General features: G+C 65.0%; 1 protein-coding gene. It reads right to left on the reverse strand.

Going from position 1 to position 1,028, the window contains the following annotated elements; translation table 11 throughout:
* Positions 1-1,028: hemagglutinin repeat-containing protein (locus tag UU9_RS17045; protein WP_007083012.1), on the reverse strand; the 1,028-nt coding region annotated here is incomplete at both ends.

Genomic DNA, 1,028 nt, shown 5'->3' on the forward strand with positions numbered 1-1,028 from the left:
GTTCCGCCATGTAGTCGGCCAAATCCCCCGCCGCACGCATCCCCACATATCCCGCCGCCTGCCCCAGTGCCTGCTTCTCCTTGATCTTGTCCACATCAAAATCGTTGCTGACGCCATTGCCGTCGAGCGTCGCGGCGCTGCGATCGATGCTGCTGAGGTCCTGGTCCGGGTTGTCGCGCACGATGATCGTGCCCTGCGCGATGCTGCTGGCGGTGTCGCTGCTGTCGTGGCTGTTCTGCGGCACGGCCAGATTCAACGCTGCGCCGATGGCATTGCTGGCCAGGTTGCTGCCCGCCGAGCTACTGCTGCTGAAGGAAACCCCCATCTGGCTCGCGCTGCTGCGGGCGCTGTTGTGCAGGTCGTTGACGACGAGACTGCCGGTGTCCAGCAGGTTCTTGCTTGGATCGGCGGTGCTAGCGATGGCCGCGCCGGTCAGCGTGGTGGTATCGCCCACGTGAATGTCGAAGCCGCCATCTCCTGCGGCCAACCCGGTCTGATCCGTCACGCTCTGGTAGTTGTTGCTGATGTTGCTCTGGCTATAGCTGGCCCCGCCACTGCTGCTTCCATAGCAAATCGGCGGGATACACAAACTCAGGCCTGCACTGGCGCTCTGGTACGTCTCCTTGTAGTGGTCGGTGTCCTGCGTGCTGGTGAGGCTAAGGCTGCGGCCGATGTCGGCCAGGATGGTGTTGCCATAGGCTTGGGCGCCTTCCAGCGTGGTGTCCCTTCCGCTGGTCAGGCTCAAGGTGTCGCCAGCGTTGACGCTAGTGACGTGGTTCGTGGTGCTGTCGCCGTTGCCCTTGCCCCGGGCCGCCGCCGCGGCCAGTTCGATGGTGAAGCCGTTCTGCTCCCCACCCAGCGCAAAGCCCACGCCGATGCTGGCGCTGCTGCTGTGGTTGGCGCTGTCCCGGTCGGTGGTGTCCTGACCGGCGGTGAGGGTGATGTCGCGAGCCGCCGCCAAGGTGACATCGCGACCGGCCTGCACTTGGGCCCCTTGCAATGCCACATCGCCATTGGCCGCGTAGCCG

The organism is Rhodanobacter fulvus Jip2, assembly GCF_000264315.1.
Lineage (GTDB): Bacteria > Pseudomonadota > Gammaproteobacteria > Xanthomonadales > Rhodanobacteraceae > Rhodanobacter > Rhodanobacter fulvus.